Source organism: Herbaspirillum sp. AP02, assembly GCF_015767275.1.
Classification (GTDB): Bacteria; Pseudomonadota; Gammaproteobacteria; order Burkholderiales; family Burkholderiaceae_D; genus Herbaspirillum.
Map to the genome: position 1 here is coordinate 996648 of NZ_JADWMY010000001.1, position 16669 is coordinate 1013316.

General features: G+C 63.9%; 16 protein-coding genes. 5 read left to right on the forward strand and 11 right to left on the reverse strand.

All coding sequences use genetic code 11. From position 1 onward, the window contains the following. Positions 1 to 18: 18 nt before the first annotated feature. Together I5R65_RS04500 and I5R65_RS04505 are read right to left on the reverse strand one after the other, a co-directional pair. Positions 19 to 1509 carry an amidohydrolase family protein gene (locus I5R65_RS04500; RefSeq protein WP_180667455.1) on the reverse strand — a complete coding sequence of 497 codons (1491 nt, stop codon included), beginning with the start codon at positions 1507 to 1509 and terminating at the stop codon, positions 19 to 21. A gap of 1 nt (position 1510) precedes the next feature. Then, positions 1511 to 2395, reverse strand: coding sequence for a MurR/RpiR family transcriptional regulator (locus tag I5R65_RS04505; RefSeq protein WP_006712912.1), 885 nt, complete (start codon positions 2393 to 2395; stop codon positions 1511 to 1513). A gap of 158 nt (positions 2396 to 2553) precedes the next feature. Here I5R65_RS04505 and I5R65_RS04510 point away from each other — a divergent pair, with 158 nt between their 5' ends. Together I5R65_RS04510 and I5R65_RS04515 are read left to right on the forward strand one after the other, a co-directional pair. Beyond that, positions 2554 to 3846, forward strand: a complete 1293-nt coding sequence (locus I5R65_RS04510; protein ID WP_180667454.1) for an amino acid deaminase — start codon at positions 2554 to 2556, stop codon at positions 3844 to 3846. Between the two features lie 80 nt (positions 3847 to 3926). Continuing rightward, entirely contained in the window at positions 3927 to 4850 is a 924-nt protein-coding gene (locus I5R65_RS04515; RefSeq protein WP_180667453.1) for a sugar kinase, read from the forward strand. Positions 4851 to 4864: 14 nt separating this feature from the next. On the opposite strand, the gene I5R65_RS04520 is transcribed toward I5R65_RS04515, so the two are convergent. Continuing rightward, positions 4865 to 6193, reverse strand: coding sequence for a tetratricopeptide repeat protein (locus I5R65_RS04520; RefSeq protein WP_180667452.1), 1329 nt, complete (start codon positions 6191 to 6193; stop codon positions 4865 to 4867). Positions 6194 to 6410: 217 nt separating this feature from the next. Then, a complete protein-coding gene (locus I5R65_RS04525; protein WP_180667451.1) occupies positions 6411 to 7952 on the reverse strand; it encodes a PLP-dependent aminotransferase family protein in 1542 nt (513 codons plus the stop codon). 175 nt (positions 7953 to 8127) lie between these two features. Between I5R65_RS04525 and I5R65_RS04530 the strand changes: the two genes are divergently transcribed. The 3 genes from I5R65_RS04530 (at position 8128) to I5R65_RS04540 (ending at position 10922) form a co-directional block, all read left to right on the forward strand. Further along, positions 8128 to 8496 carry a hypothetical protein gene (locus tag I5R65_RS04530; protein ID WP_180667450.1) on the forward strand — a complete coding sequence of 123 codons (369 nt, stop codon included), beginning with the start codon at positions 8128 to 8130 and terminating at the stop codon, positions 8494 to 8496. A gap of 193 nt (positions 8497 to 8689) precedes the next feature. Then, complete coding sequence (locus tag I5R65_RS04535) at positions 8690 to 10189, forward strand: sensor domain-containing diguanylate cyclase (protein ID WP_180667449.1); 1500 nt, start codon at positions 8690 to 8692, stop codon at positions 10187 to 10189. Continuing rightward, positions 10146 to 10922 carry an alpha/beta hydrolase gene (locus I5R65_RS04540; protein ID WP_231395049.1) on the forward strand — a complete coding sequence of 259 codons (777 nt, stop codon included), beginning with the start codon at positions 10146 to 10148 and terminating at the stop codon, positions 10920 to 10922. Before I5R65_RS04535 ends, I5R65_RS04540 begins: the two co-directional genes overlap by 44 nt. A 4-nt stretch (positions 10923 to 10926) precedes the next feature. Here the strand turns inward: I5R65_RS04540 and I5R65_RS04545 are convergent, their stop codons facing one another. The 7 genes from I5R65_RS04545 to ilvN all read right to left on the reverse strand — a co-directional run bounded on the left by I5R65_RS04545 (position 10927) and on the right by ilvN (position 16669). Further along, positions 10927 to 11430 carry a hypothetical protein gene (locus I5R65_RS04545; protein WP_180667448.1) on the reverse strand — a complete coding sequence of 168 codons (504 nt, stop codon included), beginning with the start codon at positions 11428 to 11430 and terminating at the stop codon, positions 10927 to 10929. A 197-nt stretch (positions 11431 to 11627) separates the two neighbouring features. Beyond that, positions 11628 to 12488 carry a CDP-diacylglycerol--serine O-phosphatidyltransferase gene (gene pssA / locus I5R65_RS04550; protein ID WP_180667447.1) on the reverse strand — a complete coding sequence of 287 codons (861 nt, stop codon included), beginning with the start codon at positions 12486 to 12488 and terminating at the stop codon, positions 11628 to 11630. Between the two features lie 76 nt (positions 12489 to 12564). Then, on the reverse strand, positions 12565 to 13209 hold the full coding sequence (locus I5R65_RS04555) for a phosphatidylserine decarboxylase (protein ID WP_006712895.1): 645 nt from the start codon (positions 13207 to 13209) through the stop codon (positions 12565 to 12567). A 226-nt stretch (positions 13210 to 13435) separates the two neighbouring features. Beyond that, the gene (locus I5R65_RS04560; RefSeq protein ID WP_180667446.1) at positions 13436 to 13966 is read right to left on the reverse strand and encodes a vesicle formation protein; all 531 of its coding nucleotides are present in this window, start codon (positions 13964 to 13966) and stop codon (positions 13436 to 13438) included. Positions 13967 to 14055: 89 nt separating this feature from the next. Continuing rightward, positions 14056 to 14865, reverse strand: coding sequence for an SIMPL domain-containing protein (locus I5R65_RS04565; RefSeq protein WP_180667445.1), 810 nt, complete (start codon positions 14863 to 14865; stop codon positions 14056 to 14058). 223 nt (positions 14866 to 15088) lie between these two features. After that, a complete protein-coding gene (gene ilvC, locus I5R65_RS04570; protein WP_180666437.1) occupies positions 15089 to 16105 on the reverse strand; it encodes a ketol-acid reductoisomerase in 1017 nt (338 codons plus the stop codon). A 72-nt stretch (positions 16106 to 16177) separates the two neighbouring features. Beyond that, the gene (gene ilvN / locus I5R65_RS04575) at positions 16178 to 16669 is read right to left on the reverse strand and encodes an acetolactate synthase small subunit (RefSeq protein ID WP_008327594.1); all 492 of its coding nucleotides are present in this window, start codon (positions 16667 to 16669) and stop codon (positions 16178 to 16180) included.

The window sequence follows — 16669 nt, forward strand, 5'->3', positions numbered from 1 at the left end:
AAGCCTGGCTCGACGCGTTCAGGCGGCTTCCTTCTGCAATTTGCGCGCCAGGAAGCGACCCGAGCGCGCAGCGGTGGCCTGCTTGTCCTGGCCGCGATAGGCCAGCTGGCCGTTGACCCAGACCCCCTCGATACCGTGTGCCGGCTGCATCGGATCGGTAAAGCTGGCCGCGTCGCGGATGGTCTCGGCATCGAACAGCACCAGGTCGGCGTGATAGCCCACTCGCACGAAGCCGCGCAGGTCCAGTCCGAAGCGCTGCGCCGACAGGCCGGTCATCTTGTGCACGGCGGTGGCCAGCGAGAACAGCTTCTGTTCGCGGCTGTAATACCCCAGCACGCGCGGGAAGGCACCCCACAGGCGCGGGTGCGGCAGCGGATCGTTGGGCAGACCGTCGGAACCGACCACGGTGGCCGGGTGCGACAGGATGCGATTGACATCGTCATCGGACATGCAGTGATAGACCGCGCCGGCCGGCATCAGGCGCCCGGCCGCCGTATTCAGGTCCACACCCCACTCGGCGGCGATCTGCTTCAACATCTTGCTGCCCTGCTCCGGATGCGGCTCGGACCAGGTGACCTGGATGTCGTAGTCGGCCGTCACCTGCTTCAGATCCAGCGTGGACGAGCTGGCGGTATAGGGATAGCAGTCACAGCCCACGTGCTGGTGCCGCGCTGCTGCCTCCAGCGCCTGCAGCACTTCGCTGCTGCGGCCCCAATTTTCCACGCCTGCGCACTTCAGATGCGAGATCACCACCGGCACGCGGGCTTGCTTGCCGATGCGGAAGGACTCGTCCATGGCGTCGAGGATGTCGGCGAATTCGCTGCGCAGGTGGGTGGCATACATGCCGCCGAACTCGGCCAGCGGTTCAGCCAGGGACAGCACCTCTTCGGTGGGCGCATTGATGGCATTGCCGTAGGCCAGACCCGTAGAGAGGCCCAGCGCGCCATGCTCCAGTGCCTCGCGCAACTGGGCGCGCATGCCGTCGATTTCGCCCTGCGTGGCAGCGCGATCCAGGCGGTCCATATGGTTGTTGCGCAGGGCCGTGTGGCCGACCAGCGCGGCCACGTTGATGGACGGTTGCGCGGCATTGACTGCCTCGACATAGCTGGCGAAGGTCGGATAGTGGAAGGCCTCGGCCTTGCCCAGCAGATTCATCGGGTCCGGCGGATCGGCCTTGAGCGTCACCGGCGCGGCGCTGATGCCGCAATTGCCGACCACGACCGTGGTCACGCCCTGCGAGAGCTTGGGGAACATCTCCGGGGTACGGATGACATTGGTGTCGTCATGTGTATGCACGTCGATGAAGCCCGGCGAGAGTACGCGGCCGGTGGCATCGATCTCCTGCCCGGCGTGCCAGTGGTCGAGCTGGCCGATGGCGGCGATGCGTCCCTTGTGGACGGCCACGTCGAGCACCTGGGGCTCGGCGCCGGAACCGTCGATCACCAGGGCGTGACGGAACAGGGTGTCGCAGCGACGCTCCCCGTCCTCGGTATGGGTGGTGGATATCATGTCAGTCTCCCAGCGGCTGGTGCAGGTCGCCCCCGCCGCGATGTGCATCGAGCACGTACTTGAGGCGGCGCAGCCGTTCCTGGCTGCTTTCCTTGTGCAGCAGGGCCAGCTCCAGCACCAGCATGTCCAGCGTCGCCATCATGGCGTAGCGCGACGAGGACGGTTTGAAAATCAGGTCGGTTTCCAGCGTCTTGATGGGCAAGAGCACATCGGCCAGCCGCGCCAGTGGCGAACCCAGGGCGGTGATGGCAATCAGCTTGACGCCGTATTCCCGCGCCACCTCGCAACTGGCCAGCAGTTCCGGCACGCTACCGGTGGTGGAGAAGACCAGCAGCACGTCTTCCTTGTCCAGAGTGGCGGCCACCATCTTCTGCAGCACCGCATCGTGGTAGGTCGCTACCGGTCGCCCCAGGCGCACCAGGCGATAGCGCGCCTCGTCGGACATCATGGTCGAGCCGCCCCCCATGCCGAAGCAGTAGATCATGCGCGCACCCTGCAGCAGGTGCGCGGCCTGCATCAGCATGTCGGGGTTGAGCATGGCGCGGTTCAGTTCCAGCACCGCATGGATGTCGCGGTAGACCACGTCGGCCAGTTCCGGCGGCTGTTCCGACGGCAGCGTCTTGGCGCCGTCGAAGAAACGCTGCCCCACCGCTACCGCCTGCGCCAGCAGGAACTTGAATTCGCGCACGTCGCGGCAACCCATGGCCTTGGCAAAGCGCGTCACGCTGGCCACCGATACCCCGGCCTTCTCGGCCAGCTCACCGATGCTGGCGCTGGCTGCGGCCGACAGGTCGCCCAGGATGGCTTCTGCCACCTTCTGTTCGGCCAGTCGCAAGGTGCTGCTACGTTCGCTGATGCGGGAAATGATGTCCAATGTCTGCGCCATGGGGTGGAATGATCAGGCCGGCGAGCCCCAAAAAAGCGCATGCCGGATGCACCAAAAAAGGACTGTGAAAATAATTTATGTTATTTACTAACACGGCGTAAACATAGTAAATTCAAGGATATTATTACGTCAATCCTAATTTAACAGGAATTAATACGATGAATGATACAAACTACCACGGACCTTACCAACCAGGCATCGTCGACCCGCTCAACAAGGGTCTGGGCGCCCTGCCCCAGCCCCTGTCGCCGCAGCAGGCCGGCAACGTGCGCTGGAACCTGCTCAACGAGGACATCAGCCTGCCGGCCGCGGTGTTGTATGAAGAAAAGATCGCCCACAACCTGAAGTGGATGCAGGAATTTGTCGGCCAATACCAGGTCAAGCTGGCTCCGCACGGCAAGACCACCATGGCGCCCAAGCTGTTTGCGCGCCAGCTCGACACGGGCGCCTGGGGCATCACCCTGGCCACTGCGCACCAGACCCTGGCGGCCTATCATCACGGCGTGCGCCGGGTGATCATGGCCAACCAGCTGGTGGGCAAGCGCAACATGGCCATCATCTCGGAGCTGCTGGCCGACCCCTCGTTCGAATTCTTCTGTCTGGTCGATTCCGCCGACCTGGTGGAGCAGCTCGGCCGCTTCTTCGCCGAGCGTAAGCAAACCCTGAACGTACTGCTGGAACTGGGCCCGGCCGGCGGTCGCACCGGCGTGCGCGATGCCGCCCAGCAGGCGGCTGTGCTGGCAGAGATCGAACGCTGGGACAGCCTTGCCCTGGCCGGGGTAGAAGTGTATGAAGGCGTGCTCAAGGAAGAGGTCGATATCCGCCGCTTCCTGCAGCGCGCCGTGGCCTGCATCGGCGAACTGGCCGCGCAGGGCAAGCTGGCGCGCCGTCTGGCGCACGGTCCGGCGGTGCTGACCGGGGCCGGCTCGGCCTGGTACGACGTGGTGGCCGAAGAGTTCGGCCAGGCCGACATTGGTGCGGCCCTGGACGTGGTGCTGCGCCCGGGCTGCTACCTGACCCACGACGTGGGCATCTACCGCGCCGCGCAGGCCCAGATCCAGGTGCGCAATCCGGTGGCGCACAGCATGCGCAGCCAGTTGCAGCCTGCACTGCAGTTGTGGGCCTACGTGCAATCCATCCCGGAAAGCGACAAGGCCATCATCGCCCTGGGCAAGCGCGACGCCGCCTTCGACGCCGGCCTGCCGGCGCCGGTGACGCGCTTCCGACCGGGCCATGACACCCAGCCGCAGGCCACGCCAGCACACTGGGAAGTCACCGGCATGATGGACCAGCACGCCTACCTGAAGATCGCCGCAGGCGACGACATCAAGGTGGGCGACATGATCGCCTTCGACATCTCGCACCCCTGCCTGACCTTCGACAAGTGGCGTCATCTGGTGGTGGTGGATGCGCGCTTCGATGTCACCGACATCGTGCAGACCTTCTTCTGAGGGCGACCGCTTTATCCCGGTTTTTATCCCGCTTTTTATTCAGTGTCGTCCCACGTACTTCGACTTCGTTTCAGCACAACATGAGCAAGCAGATCCTCGCCTATGGCGAAGCCATGGTGGAATTCAACCAGAGCATCGCATCGCCGCGCAATTTCCTGCAGGGATATGGCGGCGACACCTCCAACTTCGCCATCGCCGCCGCCCGCCAGGGCGCAGCCTCGGCCTATGTCAGCGCCGTCGGCGACGATCATTTCGGGCAGGATCTGCTGGCCCTGTGGCAGCACGAACAGGTCGACGTGCAGCACGTGGCCGTGCGCCCCGGCGCCAGCACCGGCATCTACTTCGTCACCCATGACGACAGCGGCCACCAATTCCACTACCGCCGCGCCGGTTCGGCGGCCAGCCAGTACCAGACGGCCGACCTGCCGCTGGAGAGCATCGCCGGCGCGGGCGCCCTGCACCTGTCGGGGATCAGCCTGGCCATCAGTGAAAGCGCCTGCGAGGCGGGCCTGGCCGCCATGGCCCAGGCCCGCGCTGCCGGCGTGCCGACCTCGCTGGACACCAATCTGCGCCTGCGCCTATGGCCACTGGAACGCGCCCGCGAAAAGATGGAGCAGGCCTTCGGCCTGTGCGATATCTGCCTGCCGAGCTGGGAAGATGTGTCCATGCTGACCGGGCTGGAAGATCGCGATGCCATCGTCGATCGCCTGCTGGGCCATGGCGTGCAACTGGTGGCCTTCAAGCTGGGCAAGGAGGGCTGCTATGTGGCCACGCCGCAGGAGCGGCGCATGGTGGCGCCCTATCCGGTACAGGCGCTGGATGCCACCGGCGCCGGTGACTGCTTCGGCGGCGCCTTCATGGCCGAGCTGATGCGCGGCAGCGATCCCTTCGCGGCAGCGCGCTACGCCAATGTGGCCGCCGCCCTGTCCACTACCGGCTATGGTGCGGTGGAACCCGTCCCCACCCGCAGCCAGGTCGAAGCCGCACTGCACGCGGCTGCCTGAAAATCCCGGCCGGCTCAGCGGCGGCGGGCCACCAGCAACATGCCCGCCACCGGCCGCCGCACTTCCTCGCGCAAGACCTCATCGCTGTCGTGCAGCACCTCCATGCCGTGCGACTGCAATCGTTCCAGCACGTAATCGCGCCCGTGGCGATAACGGCCGCTGGCATGCAGGCAATAGCCGGTGTCGGCCGGATCACCGCTGGACAGCGCCTCGACCGTGAAGGCGAAATAGCCACCACTGCGCAAGGCGCCGGCGACGGCGCCGAAGACCTGGTCCAGATCGCCGAAGTAGATCATCGTATCGGCGGCGGTGACGAGGTCGCAGGATTGCGGATGCCGCCCCAGATAGTCGCCGATCTCGGCTTTTTCCAGATGGGCGTAGAGCCCGGTGGCGGCGGCCTTCTCCAGCATCTTTCCGGCCAGGTCAACACCGATGATGCGATGTGAAAACGGCGCCACCTGGGCCGCGCACAGACCCGTGCCGCAGCCGATGTCGACGGTGGCGAACTGGCGTGCCGGCGCCAGCAGCCGGGCCAGGCCCTGGGCGATCAGGCTGGGGCCGCGATAGGCCAGGCTCTGCAGCAGGTTGGCCTCGAAGGTCTCGGCGTAGCGGTCGAAGTGTGATTCGATGTAGCGGTCCGAAGCGCGTGCGGGCACCTCGTCCTGCGAACAGGCGGCCAGCATGTGGGCCGCGATCGGGTTGTCGGGTTGCTCCTCCAGCCAGGCACGATAGGCCTGCGCGGCCTGCTCCAGACGGCCGAGGAAATAGAAGGAAATCCCCACCATCTCCCAGGACTTGCCCTCCATCGGCGGCAGCACGTAGGCGCGGCACTGGTAGTGCGAGGCCTGCATCTTGTCGCCCGCGGCTTCATGCAGGCTGCCCAGGTGCAGCAGGGAGGGCACAAACTCGGGGGCAATTTCCACCGCCCGCTCGAAGGCCGCCATGGCGTCTTCCCGGCGCTCTTGCTGGAGCAGGGCTGCCCCCAGGTTGTTCCAGAGGGTGTGGTCCTGCGGTGTCAGCGCCAGCGCGTCGGCGTAGGCCTGCTCGGCGTGTTCCACCTGGCCCAGCGCAAACAGCACATTGCCCAGGTCGTTGTGCCAGGCGGCGTTATCGGGCTCCAGCGCGCTGGAGAGCTCCAGCTTGTCCAGCGCCTCTTCATGGCGCCCGGCCTGATGCAGCCAGATGCCGTAGAAGTGCAATGCCACCGGCTCGATGGGATCCTCTTCCAGCACCGCCTCGTAGACGGCACGGGCCTCGTCCAGGCGCCCGGCCATGTGGGCGTCGATCGCCGCGTGCAAACGGACCTGGTGGGCGTGCTGCGTCTGCTGCTGCAGTTCAGGCATGGACTGGTCTCCCGGAAAGGACATCGGATCTAGGCGGCACGCGTGAGAATGCAAACCTTCGTCTTTACATGTTCTTTACAAGTCTGCCGCAGCCCGCCCTTTCGGGCAATGCCTGATTCTCTGTCCTCCATGCCTCATCACCGGCCCGGAATGCAAAAAGGCTGCCCCGGGACTGTACCCGGGGCGGCCTGACGAAAACTTCATGTTACCGACTGTCCTACTGTCCGGCCAGGCTATGCCCGATACTGCCCAGGCGGCGCAGCGCCTGGTCCAGTTCGCGGGTAAAAGGATGACCGCAGCAGATGCGCAGGAAATGCCCATAGCGGTTGGAATTGGAAAAGATGGCACCCGGCGACACCCCCACGCCCTCGGCCAGCGCCCGTTCGAACATCTGCTGCGAGCACACCTGCACCGGCAGCTCCACCCACAGGCCGACGCCGCCATTGGGCACATTCAGGCGCGTGCCCTCGGGGAAATAGGCCGCAATCGATTCGGCCATGCGTTCGCGCTGCTCCTTGAGCAACTGGCGCAGGCGCCGCAGGTGGCGGTCGTAGGCCGGGCTGGCGATGAAATCGGCGGCGGTGACCTGGGTCCATTCCTCGTTGGCGCGCGTATGGGTGAACTTGAGCATCTTGACCCGCTCATGCCAGCGCCCGCCATTCATCCAGCCCAGGCGCATGCCCGGCGCCAGCACCTTGTTCAGGGAAGCGCAATAGATCACATTGCCGCTGCGATCGCGACTCTTGAGACTGGAAGGCGGCACGTTGCCGTCGGCCAGCTCGGTATAGGCGTCGTCTTCGATCAGCGGCAGGCGCAATTCTTCACACAGGCGCACCAGCTTGTCCTTGTGCTCGTCGGGCATGATGCAGCCCAGCGGGTTCTGCAGGTTGGGCACCACCACCACGCCCTTGATGTTGCCGTAGGTGCGCACCGCCAGTTCCAGCGCCTCCACCGAGATGCCGGTATGCGGGCTGGTCGGGATCTCCAGCGCCTTCATGCCCAGGTTTTCCAGGGCCTGCAGCAGGCCGAAATAGGTCGGTGACTCCACGGCAATGGTGTCGCCGGGGCCGGCTACCGCCCGCAGGGCCAGGTTGAGCGCTTCGATACAGCCGTGGGTGACCACCACTTCTTCGTGATCAATACGCATGCCATGGTGTAGCGCCCGCCGCGCCACGGCCTGGCGGAAGGTGGCATTACCGTTGTGCGGCATGGCGCTGGTGAGCAGCTCGGGGCGGTCGCGCAGGGCGCGCATGGCGGCCTGCTTCAGGGTCTCCACCGCATACAGCTCTGGCGCACAGGTCATGCCGGAAAGGTCGATGCGCGGCGCTCCGCTCTGGCGCAGGGCGATGTATTGCGACACCTTTTCATGGATGCCGGCGTACTGCTCGGGATCGATGGCCATCAGGCTCTTGGGTTCCTGCACCGGGCGGATGGCCGAGCGGCGCGGCTGGCGCACGAAGTAGCCGGAGCGCGGCCGTGCTTCCAGCCAGCCCCCTTCCTCCATATGACGCAGTGTCTGCAAGGCGGTGGACAGGCTGACCTGGTGCTGGCGCATCAGGTCACGCACCGAAGGCATGCGGTCGCCGGCCACCAGGGTACCGGACTGGATCGCGCCCTGGTAGTGCTCCGCCAGGCGCCGGTACAGCGGCTGGCGGGCGCCTTCTGCGCTGACCGTGGGCGCACCGGCATCAGCGCCGGAATCAGGAATGGCCGGCGGTGGCGCGGGCTTGAGATCGGGGAGGTGGAGGCTGGTATCCATAACAGTCATCATCTTCTTCCGGCAAGGACCAGAACAGATACAGAGTATTCGAAAAGCAACGGTAACAGAGCAAAAAAACGGCCGCTGTTACGCAGCAGCCCGAATTTTCCTGTGCCTGTTGCGCTGCCTGGCGACTCCCTAGACTGCACTCATCCCCACCACGACGGAGCAAGCCATGCCTACCCCGAGCCACCCCACTCTTCCCGCCGCCCAGCCTACACCTCGGAGGCTGCAACTGGGCAGCGGGCAACACCTGCAACTGTGGCTGCCGGCCGGCAGCCAGCTGCTGTGCCAGGCGCCGCTGTTGCGCATCACCGAGGCGGCATACTGGCGACTGGATCGCCTGGTCAGCCGCCAGACCCGCCTGGGCGACGGCGAATGCCTGGTGCTGGAGCGCGAGGGTTGGGTCGGCATCCTGGCGCCGCAAGGCGGTGAGCTGCTTTGCCTCAGCACGCCGCGCCAGCCCTGGCACGCGCCCTGGGTCAAGCTCTTGCGGCGGCTGGCCGACTGGCGCAATGTACTGCGTCCGAGCCGGGTACGCTGATCGTGGGCGTGAGGGCTGCGGTGGAAGCGGTGGATGCGGATGATTAACTTTCAATCAACAAAACCACCGTCAAATCCGCGGTTTTCACGGTAATAGCGCAAACAATGGCGTGAATTTACGCAATCGGCCGGCGAAGGTGTGCAGGAGACCCTGCAAACCATTACACTTCAGCATCAGCAAAAGATGAAGTGTTATGCAGAACGATCAGCCTCCAGCAAGCCCTGCGCCGGCCGCTATCCCGGCGCTTTCCGAAAAAGACACCTTCGACCTGACTCCGGTTTCCTTATGGAAAGAGGACTACAGTGGCCTCAAGCGCCTGTTCGACCAATGGCGTGCCGAGGGTGTCACCGATCTGCGTAGCTACCTGAGCCAGGACACCTCGCGGGCGCAGGCCTGCGCCATGCAGATCAAGGTGGTCGACGTCAACCGCCGTACCCTGGAATGGTACGAGGCGCGCGACCTGGCGCATCTGGTGGCGAACCTGCACAAGGTGTTCCGGGATGACATGATCGACACCTTCATCGACGAAATGGTGCAGCTCTGGAACGGCGGTTCGACCTTCTCCAGCTATACCGTCAACTACACCCTGGGCGGCAAGCGCCTGGACATCCAGCTGTCCGGCCGCATCATGCCGGGTAGCGAAGAGAGCTGGGATTACGTCCTGCTGGCCATCGAGAACGTCACCGAACGCGAGACCGCCCGCAAGAAGCTCTCGCGCAGCGAAAACTATGCGCGCGGGCTGTTCGAGTATTCCCCCATTTCGCTGTGGGTGGAGGACTTCAGCGCCGTCAAGCGGCTCTTCGACGACCTGCACCGCATCGGCATCACCGATTTCCGCACCTTCACCGACGTCCATCCCGAGTTCGTGGAACGCTGCATGCAGGAAATCCGCGTCATCGACGTCAACCTGCAGACGCTGTCCATGTTCGGCGCGCCGGACAAGGCTACCCTGCTCTCGCGCCTGTCGGACGTGTTCCGCGATGACATGCGGCCGCACTTCAACGAGCAACTCATCGAACTGTGGAACGGCAATCTGCTGCATCACCGCGAAGTGGTCAATTACGCGCTCAACGGCGATACGCTGCACGTGCATCTGCAGTTTTCTGTGTTCCCCGGTCACGAAGACAACTGGGATTTGGTGCTGGTGGCGCTCACCGACATCACCGCCCGCAAGAAGGCCGAGGCCTACCTGGAATTCCTGGGCAAGCACGACGAGCTGACCAAGCTGCACAACCGCGCCTACATGGTCGACGAACTGAACCGCCTGGAGCGCAAGGGCCCCTTCCCGGTCAGCGTGATCGTGGCCGACCTGAACGGCCTGAAGGAAGTCAACGACGAGCTCGGCCATGCCACCGGCGACGGTCTGCTGCGCCGGGTGGGCGAAGTGCTGGGCAAGGCGGTCGAACGTCCGGGCAGCGTGGCGCGCACCGGTGGCGACGAATTCGCCATCCTGCTGCCGGCCACCGACGAACGCGGCTGCCAGTTGCTGATGGACCAGATCCAGAAGCTGGTGGAGATCAACAACCAGTATTACTCCGGCGTGACGCTGAGCCTGTCGATGGGCGCGGCCACCGCCACCCCGGGTGAGCGCCTGGAGCACGTGGTGCAACGTGCCGATGCCTTGATGTATGAAGCCAAACGCCACTTCTATGCCACCAGCCCCAGCCTGGAGCGCCGCCATCCCGGCGACTGAAGCCACCACCGCCACCCTCCAGCTCGCTGACGGCCTGCGGCAGGAAGAACTGGCGCTGGCCGTCGGCGCCGAAACGCTGGCGACCGACCTCATCCGTGCCGAGGACGGCCAGGCCGTCCATACCCTGGTGCTGCATGGTGCCGGGCAAGGGCACCGGCAGCGCCAGTGGCCGCTACGCCAGACTCTGGCCCGGCTTGGATGCGCCAGCGCGGCCATCGATTTTTCCGGCCATGGTGCCAGCAGCGCCGTGCATCCCAATTCCCTTTCCAAACGGCTCGCTGAAGCCCAGGCGGCGCTGGAGCGCTGCACCGTCGGTCCACGCACCGTGGTGGGCGTGAGCATGAGCGGGGAAATCGCCCTGCGCCTGGCCTGCCGACCCGACAACCAGATCACCCACGTGGTCACGCTGGTGGGTGCCATCTATGATGGCGCAGCCTTTGCCTTGCCGTTCGGACCGGCATTCAGCACCGCCCTGCGCCGCCCCGGCAGTTGGCGCGAGGCCGAGGTATTGAAGATGATTTCGCACTACCGGGGACGCATCACGCTGGTGCGGGCCAGCGAGGATGCCGTGATTCCCGCCGAGGTGGCGGAGCTGGTGCGGCAACACGCCACGGCAGCGGACTGCCGCATCGTCGACCTGCCCGGCATCGATCACCGCATCAGCGAACACAGCCAGCACGATACCGCCCTGCGCGAGCAACTGGCCAGGCTGATTGCGGGAGGAAGCGCGTGAGCGCTCAGGCGGTGGTGGAAATGAGACCGCCGACGATGCCCTGATTGATCAGGTCGCCAACGATGGTGCTGGTGAGGCCGGGGTCGGATTTGAGCAGCGACGACAGATCGGATGTCAGGCCACTATTGCCGCTGAATTGCCCGTTGCCGTCATAGATGCCGGAGCTCGTGGGCGGGGTCGTGATGCTGGCGAGGATACCCTGGTAATAGGACTGGCTGGCCTGGCTCTGGGTCAGGTCGGGAGAGGTATTGTCGGCCGAACCGGCGCTGACGATGGCATCGAACAGCCCGGCGGCGTTGTAGGTCAGCGCGCCCTGCCCCTGACCACTGCCTGCAGCATTGCCACCCCCAAGACTCACGATCACCGAGGCATCGGTCGACAACTCGATGGCCTGCGCCACTGCCGCCGGATTGTCGCTGGCCTTGACCGGATTGCTGGCGCCACTCTCTGCGGGAAGACCGTAGGAGTTCAGACTGCCCAGCGATGTCAGTGTGGTATCGATTGCCATGATCTATTTTCATTCATGTCGCGATTGCGAACTGTGAAGAAATATATAAAACGCTGAACGCAGTTTAGCAAAAACTTGCCGGATGTGAAGGCGACCCCGAAAAACCGCACTGGCCCGGAAGCAAAACACCCGGCACGGGGCCGGGTGTCTGCGTAGCTGGCATGGCCATGACCACGAAGGGCCATGGCCCGGGCAACTCAGTGGGATTCGTCCCCGTGCTCATCCTTGGTCTGCACGATGCTGACCGGGCGGCCCTTGAGACGACGCCAGAGATAGACACCATAGCCGGACAGGCCATACAGCACGAACAGGCCGAACAATACCTTGGACGGATCGCTGGAAATGAGCACCAGCGCCACCACCACCAGCAGTGCGGCGATGAAGGGCACCGGCTTGCGGAAATTGACGTCCTTGAAGCTGTAGAACGGCACATTGGTCACCATGGTGATGCCGGCATACAGGGTGATCACCCAGCCGTACCAGCTGAGGTCGGTACCGGCAAAGCGCAGGTCATCCATGAGCCAGACGAAACCGGCCACCAGCGCTGCCGCCGCCGGGCTGGGCAGGCCCTGGAAGTAGCGCTTGTCGACCACCGCGATATTGGTGTTGAAGCGCGCCAGCCGCAGCGCGCCGCCAGCGCAATAGACGAAGGCCGCCAGCCAGCCCAGCTTGCCCATGCCGCGCAGCGACCACTCGTAGACCACCAGCGCCGGCGCGGCGCCGAAGGAGACCATGTCGGACAGGCTGTCGTACTGGGCGCCGAACTCGCTCTGGGTATTGGTCATGCGGGCGACCCGGCCGTCCAGGCTGTCCAGCACCATGGCCACGAAGATGGCGATGGCGGCATAGTCGAACTTGAGGTTCATCGCCATCACGATGGCGTAGAAACCGCAGAACAGCGCGGCCGTGGTGAAGGCATTGGGCAACAGGTAGATCCCGCGCGACCGGCGCCGCACCACCACCTGCCCGGATTCGTCCAGTTGCGCCGCCTTGGGCTTGCGCAGGGATTTCGGGAAGGGAATGCCGGCCTTGGCCTTGCGTCGTCTTAGTGTTGGCATCGATGTCCAGTAGAGGTTATGCAGAAAACCACCCGCCTCATCCATACGGCGGCGGGCGCAGGCTATGCAGGTGTGATCAGAGTTCGGCCAGAATGGTTTCGGTCGCGGAAACCTTTTCACCCACGCTGACCTTGGGGATAGCGGTCAGCGGCAGGTACACATCCACCCGCGAGCCGAAGCGGATGAAACCGTAGCGCTGGCCACGGGCCAGGGTATCACCGGCCTTGACGTAGCACAGGATGCGACGGGCGATCAGGCCGGCGACCTGCACGCAGGTCACGCTGTGGCCGCTGGTGGTGGTGATGGCCAGGGCATTGCGTTCGTTTTCCAGCGAGGCCTTGTCGAGGTCGGCATTGACGAACTTGCCGGGGAAATACTGCACTTTCTCGATCTTGCCATCCACCGGGGAGCGGTTGGAGTGGACGTTGAAAACGTTCATGAAGACGCTGATCTTCAGGGCTTCGCGGTCGGTATAGGGATCATGGGCACGGGCCACCACCACGATACGGCCATCGGCCGGCGACAGCACCGCATTGGCGGCCTGCGGGATCACGCGTGGCGGATCGCGGAAGAACTGCAGCACGAACAGCGCGATGATCCACAGCGGGAAGGACCAGGCGCCGCAGAAATAGGTGGCCAGCAGTGCCACGACCACGGCGATGGTCAGGAAGGGCCAGCCTTCGCGGGCGATAATGGGGTGGGGATAGTGGTTATTGTTCAATGTTGCTCCAATGATCGCGCAGTGCTCGCGGAAAGTTCAAAAGTAAAAGCGTGCCTATTCTAGTCCAGCGCCCGTTAAATGCAACGAAATGCGCCGCCCAGGGCGCTTGGCGGGCGCTATTTGAAGGTCTGGGAGAGGTTTTGCCAATCCGCCCGCGGGAGAGGTCGACACCGGCGCTGGCTGTCGACCCGGGATGGGCGGTGGCGGCCGTGCAGACGAGCGGCCGCTAGCGGGCCAGGGGATGCGAGAAGCTGAACTTCAGTTCATTGCGCGCCAGACCTTTCGGCCCGGTCAACTGCATCTGGCCGACCAGCACGGTCGCTTCGACGTCGGCATAGTCGAAACCGGTCACCTCGGTGACCTGGCGCAGGTCACCCTGGCTGCGCTGCTGAGGTTCGTCGGCGATGATGCCGGCAGGTTCCTTGCCCAGCGGCGCACAGGCCTTGATGTCGTTGACCATGCGCTGGTAGGCCCGCCCCAGATCAGCCGGTGACGCCAGGCGCCAGACGCAGGAATAGACGGAGGAGTTGCTGGAGATGGTGCAGACCTCGGCCCCATCGAGCATGAAATTGGACAGGTAGACGGGGCCGCGCTTGTCGCCCTTGACGATGGAGTCCTGGCCATCCTTCTTCCAGCCGTCGAAATGCGAGGGGGCCTGCTGCTGCATGGCGCGCAGGTCGGCACAGATGTCGGCGTGGGCGTTGCCGGCCAGCAGGACGGCGACCACGGGAAGGATGAGCTTGGCGATGTTCCGCATGTTGATCCTGAAAACGGAAAAGGAGGCCGATTATAGCCTCCCTCCCCTGTCAGCCCGTGCAGGTTGACAATGATTGACAGTGGTCGTGCTTACTTGAAGCGTACCTTGCCGACCAGACGCATGTTGACGGTGGATTCGCCCGGCTCGAAGCTGGGTTCGGCCACGCTGGCGTTTTCCTGCACCATGTCCGCACGCATCATGACGCCCTTGGCCATGGGGGCGGCGGCCGGAGCCGCATAGTTGCCCGAGCCCTCGAAGTCGACCGTCTCGATCACGGCGTCAGACGGAGCGCGATGCATGGCGTTGGCGATGAAGCCGATACGCTCTTCCAGGTTGCGATAAGTGGCATTGACCAGTGCCGCATCCAGCTTGCCGGCAGCAGCCGGGCTCAGGCCGAACTGCAGACCGTTCAGGTTCATCAGGCTCTGCGCCGAGGCCACGGTTTTGGGCAACGCAGTGAGGTTCCCGGTGGTCATCTCCAGATACTGGCCGACGCGCCAGCCGACCACTGGGCGGGCCTTGGCCGGCTGGCGCGGCTGCTGGGGCGTGACCTGGGGCGGCTCGGCATAGACCGCGTAGGTGTAGTAGCCGTAGCTCTTGAGCGTGGCTTGCGGATCCTGGCGCTTCAACAGTTCGATACCCTGCTTCATCTTCTGGTTGACGCGGGAGGCGGCGGTGGTCTTGTCCTTGTCCTGCTCTTCGACCTGCAGGGTCACGCGGGCCTGGTCGTTGGGTACGCTGATTTCGCCATTGGCGGGTACCACTACCATGGTGCCAGTGGTGGCGACGGCAGCCGGCATGCTGCCCTGGGCTTGCGCCTGAGTCTGCGCCTGGACCTGCGATGCCAGGCAGGCGGTCGCCAATGCGGCGCCCAGCATCAGTTTGCGGGAAGGTGTCATAGGGGATCCTCTTTATTCTTGATCGTGGACGGGTGATGATAACTTCATATTCCAGTCATTCACCCAGCACTTCGACGACAGCCCATCCGCTTGGTTCTTGAGCAAATGCAACAAGCGGTAACGACATGCCCCTTCAGCTTGGCGCTCTGTCATCCGCATCGATGCGTACGGGCGAAAAAAAACGCCACGGCGAACCGTGGCGTTTTTTCGTGCAAGCGGCAGATCAGTTCTTGCTTTGATCGACCAGCTTGTTGGCCTTGATCCAGGGCATCATGGCGCGCAGCTTCTCGCCCACGATTTCGATCTGGTGTTCGGCGTTGATGCGACGACGCGACATCAGGGTCGGTGCACCGGCCTTGTTTTCCAGGATGAAGCTCTTGGCGTATTCGCCGGTCTGGATGTCTTCCAGCACCTTCTTCATGGCGGCCTTGCTCTCGGCGTTGATCACGCGCGGGCCGGTCACGTACTCGCCGTATTCGGCGTTGTTGGAGATCGAGTAGTTCATGTTGGCGATACCGCCTTCATAGATCAGGTCGACGATCAGCTTCAGTTCGTGCAGGCACTCGAAGTAAGCCATTTCCGGGGCGTAGCCGGCTTCCACCAGGGTTTCGAAACCGGCCTTGATCAGTTCCACGGTACCGCCGCACAGCACGGCCTGTTCGCCGAACAGGTCGGTTTCGGTTTCTTCGCGGAAGTTGGTTTCGATGATGCCGGCACGGCCGCCACCATTGGCGGTGGCATACGACAGGGCCAGGTCACGGGCCGAGCCGGACTTGTCCTGGTGCACGGCGATCAGGTGCGGCACGCCGCCACCCTGGCTGTAGGTCGAACGCACGGTGTGGCCAGGAGCCTTGGGGGCGATCATGATGATGTCCAGGTCAGCGCGCGGCACGACTTGGCCATAGTGGATGTTGAAGCCGTGGGCGAAGGCGACGGTCGCACCTTGCTTGGCGAACGGTGCGACGTTCTCGGCATAGACTTCGCCGATGTTTTCGTCGGGCAGCAGGATCATGATGACGTCGGCGTCCTTGACGGCGTCGTTCACTTCAGCGACCTTCAGGCCGGCCTTCTCGGCCTTGGACCAGGAAGCGCCGCCCTTACGCAGGCCGACGGTCACCTTCACGCCCGAATCCTTCAGGTTCAGCGCGTGAGCGTGACCTTGCGAACCGTAACCGATGATGGTCACGTTCTTGTTCTTGATCAGGGACAGGTCTGCGTCTTTGTCGTAGAAAACTTTCATGATTTTTCCTATGTTCCGAATAGCTCGAATTGAATGTATGTATGTGTGATGGGTACTGCCTGGCGCGGTCGATCAGATCTTCAGGATCCGTTCACCGCGACCGATGCCGGAGCCGCCGGTACGGACCGTTTCCAGGATCGCGGTGCGATCCAGGGCGTCGATGAAGGCGTCCAGCTTGCTCTTGGCGCCGGTCAGCTCGATCGTGTAGGTCTTCTCGGTGACATCGATGATGCGGCCACGGAAGATATCCGCAGTACGCTTCATCTCTTCCCGTTCCTTGCCCACTGCGCGCACCTTGATCAGCATCAGTTCGCGCTCGATGTGCGCGCCTTCCGTCAGATCGACGACCTTCACCACCTCGATCAGGCGGTTCAGGTGTTTGGTGATCTGTTCGATCACATCGTCCGAGCCCGATGTCACGATGGTCATGCGCGACAGGGTCGAGTCTTCGGTGGGTGCAACGGTGAGCGTTTCGATGTTGTAGCCGCGTGCGGAGAACAGGCCCACGACACGGGACAATGCGCCGGCTTCGTTTTCCAGCAGCACAGAAATGATATGGCGCAT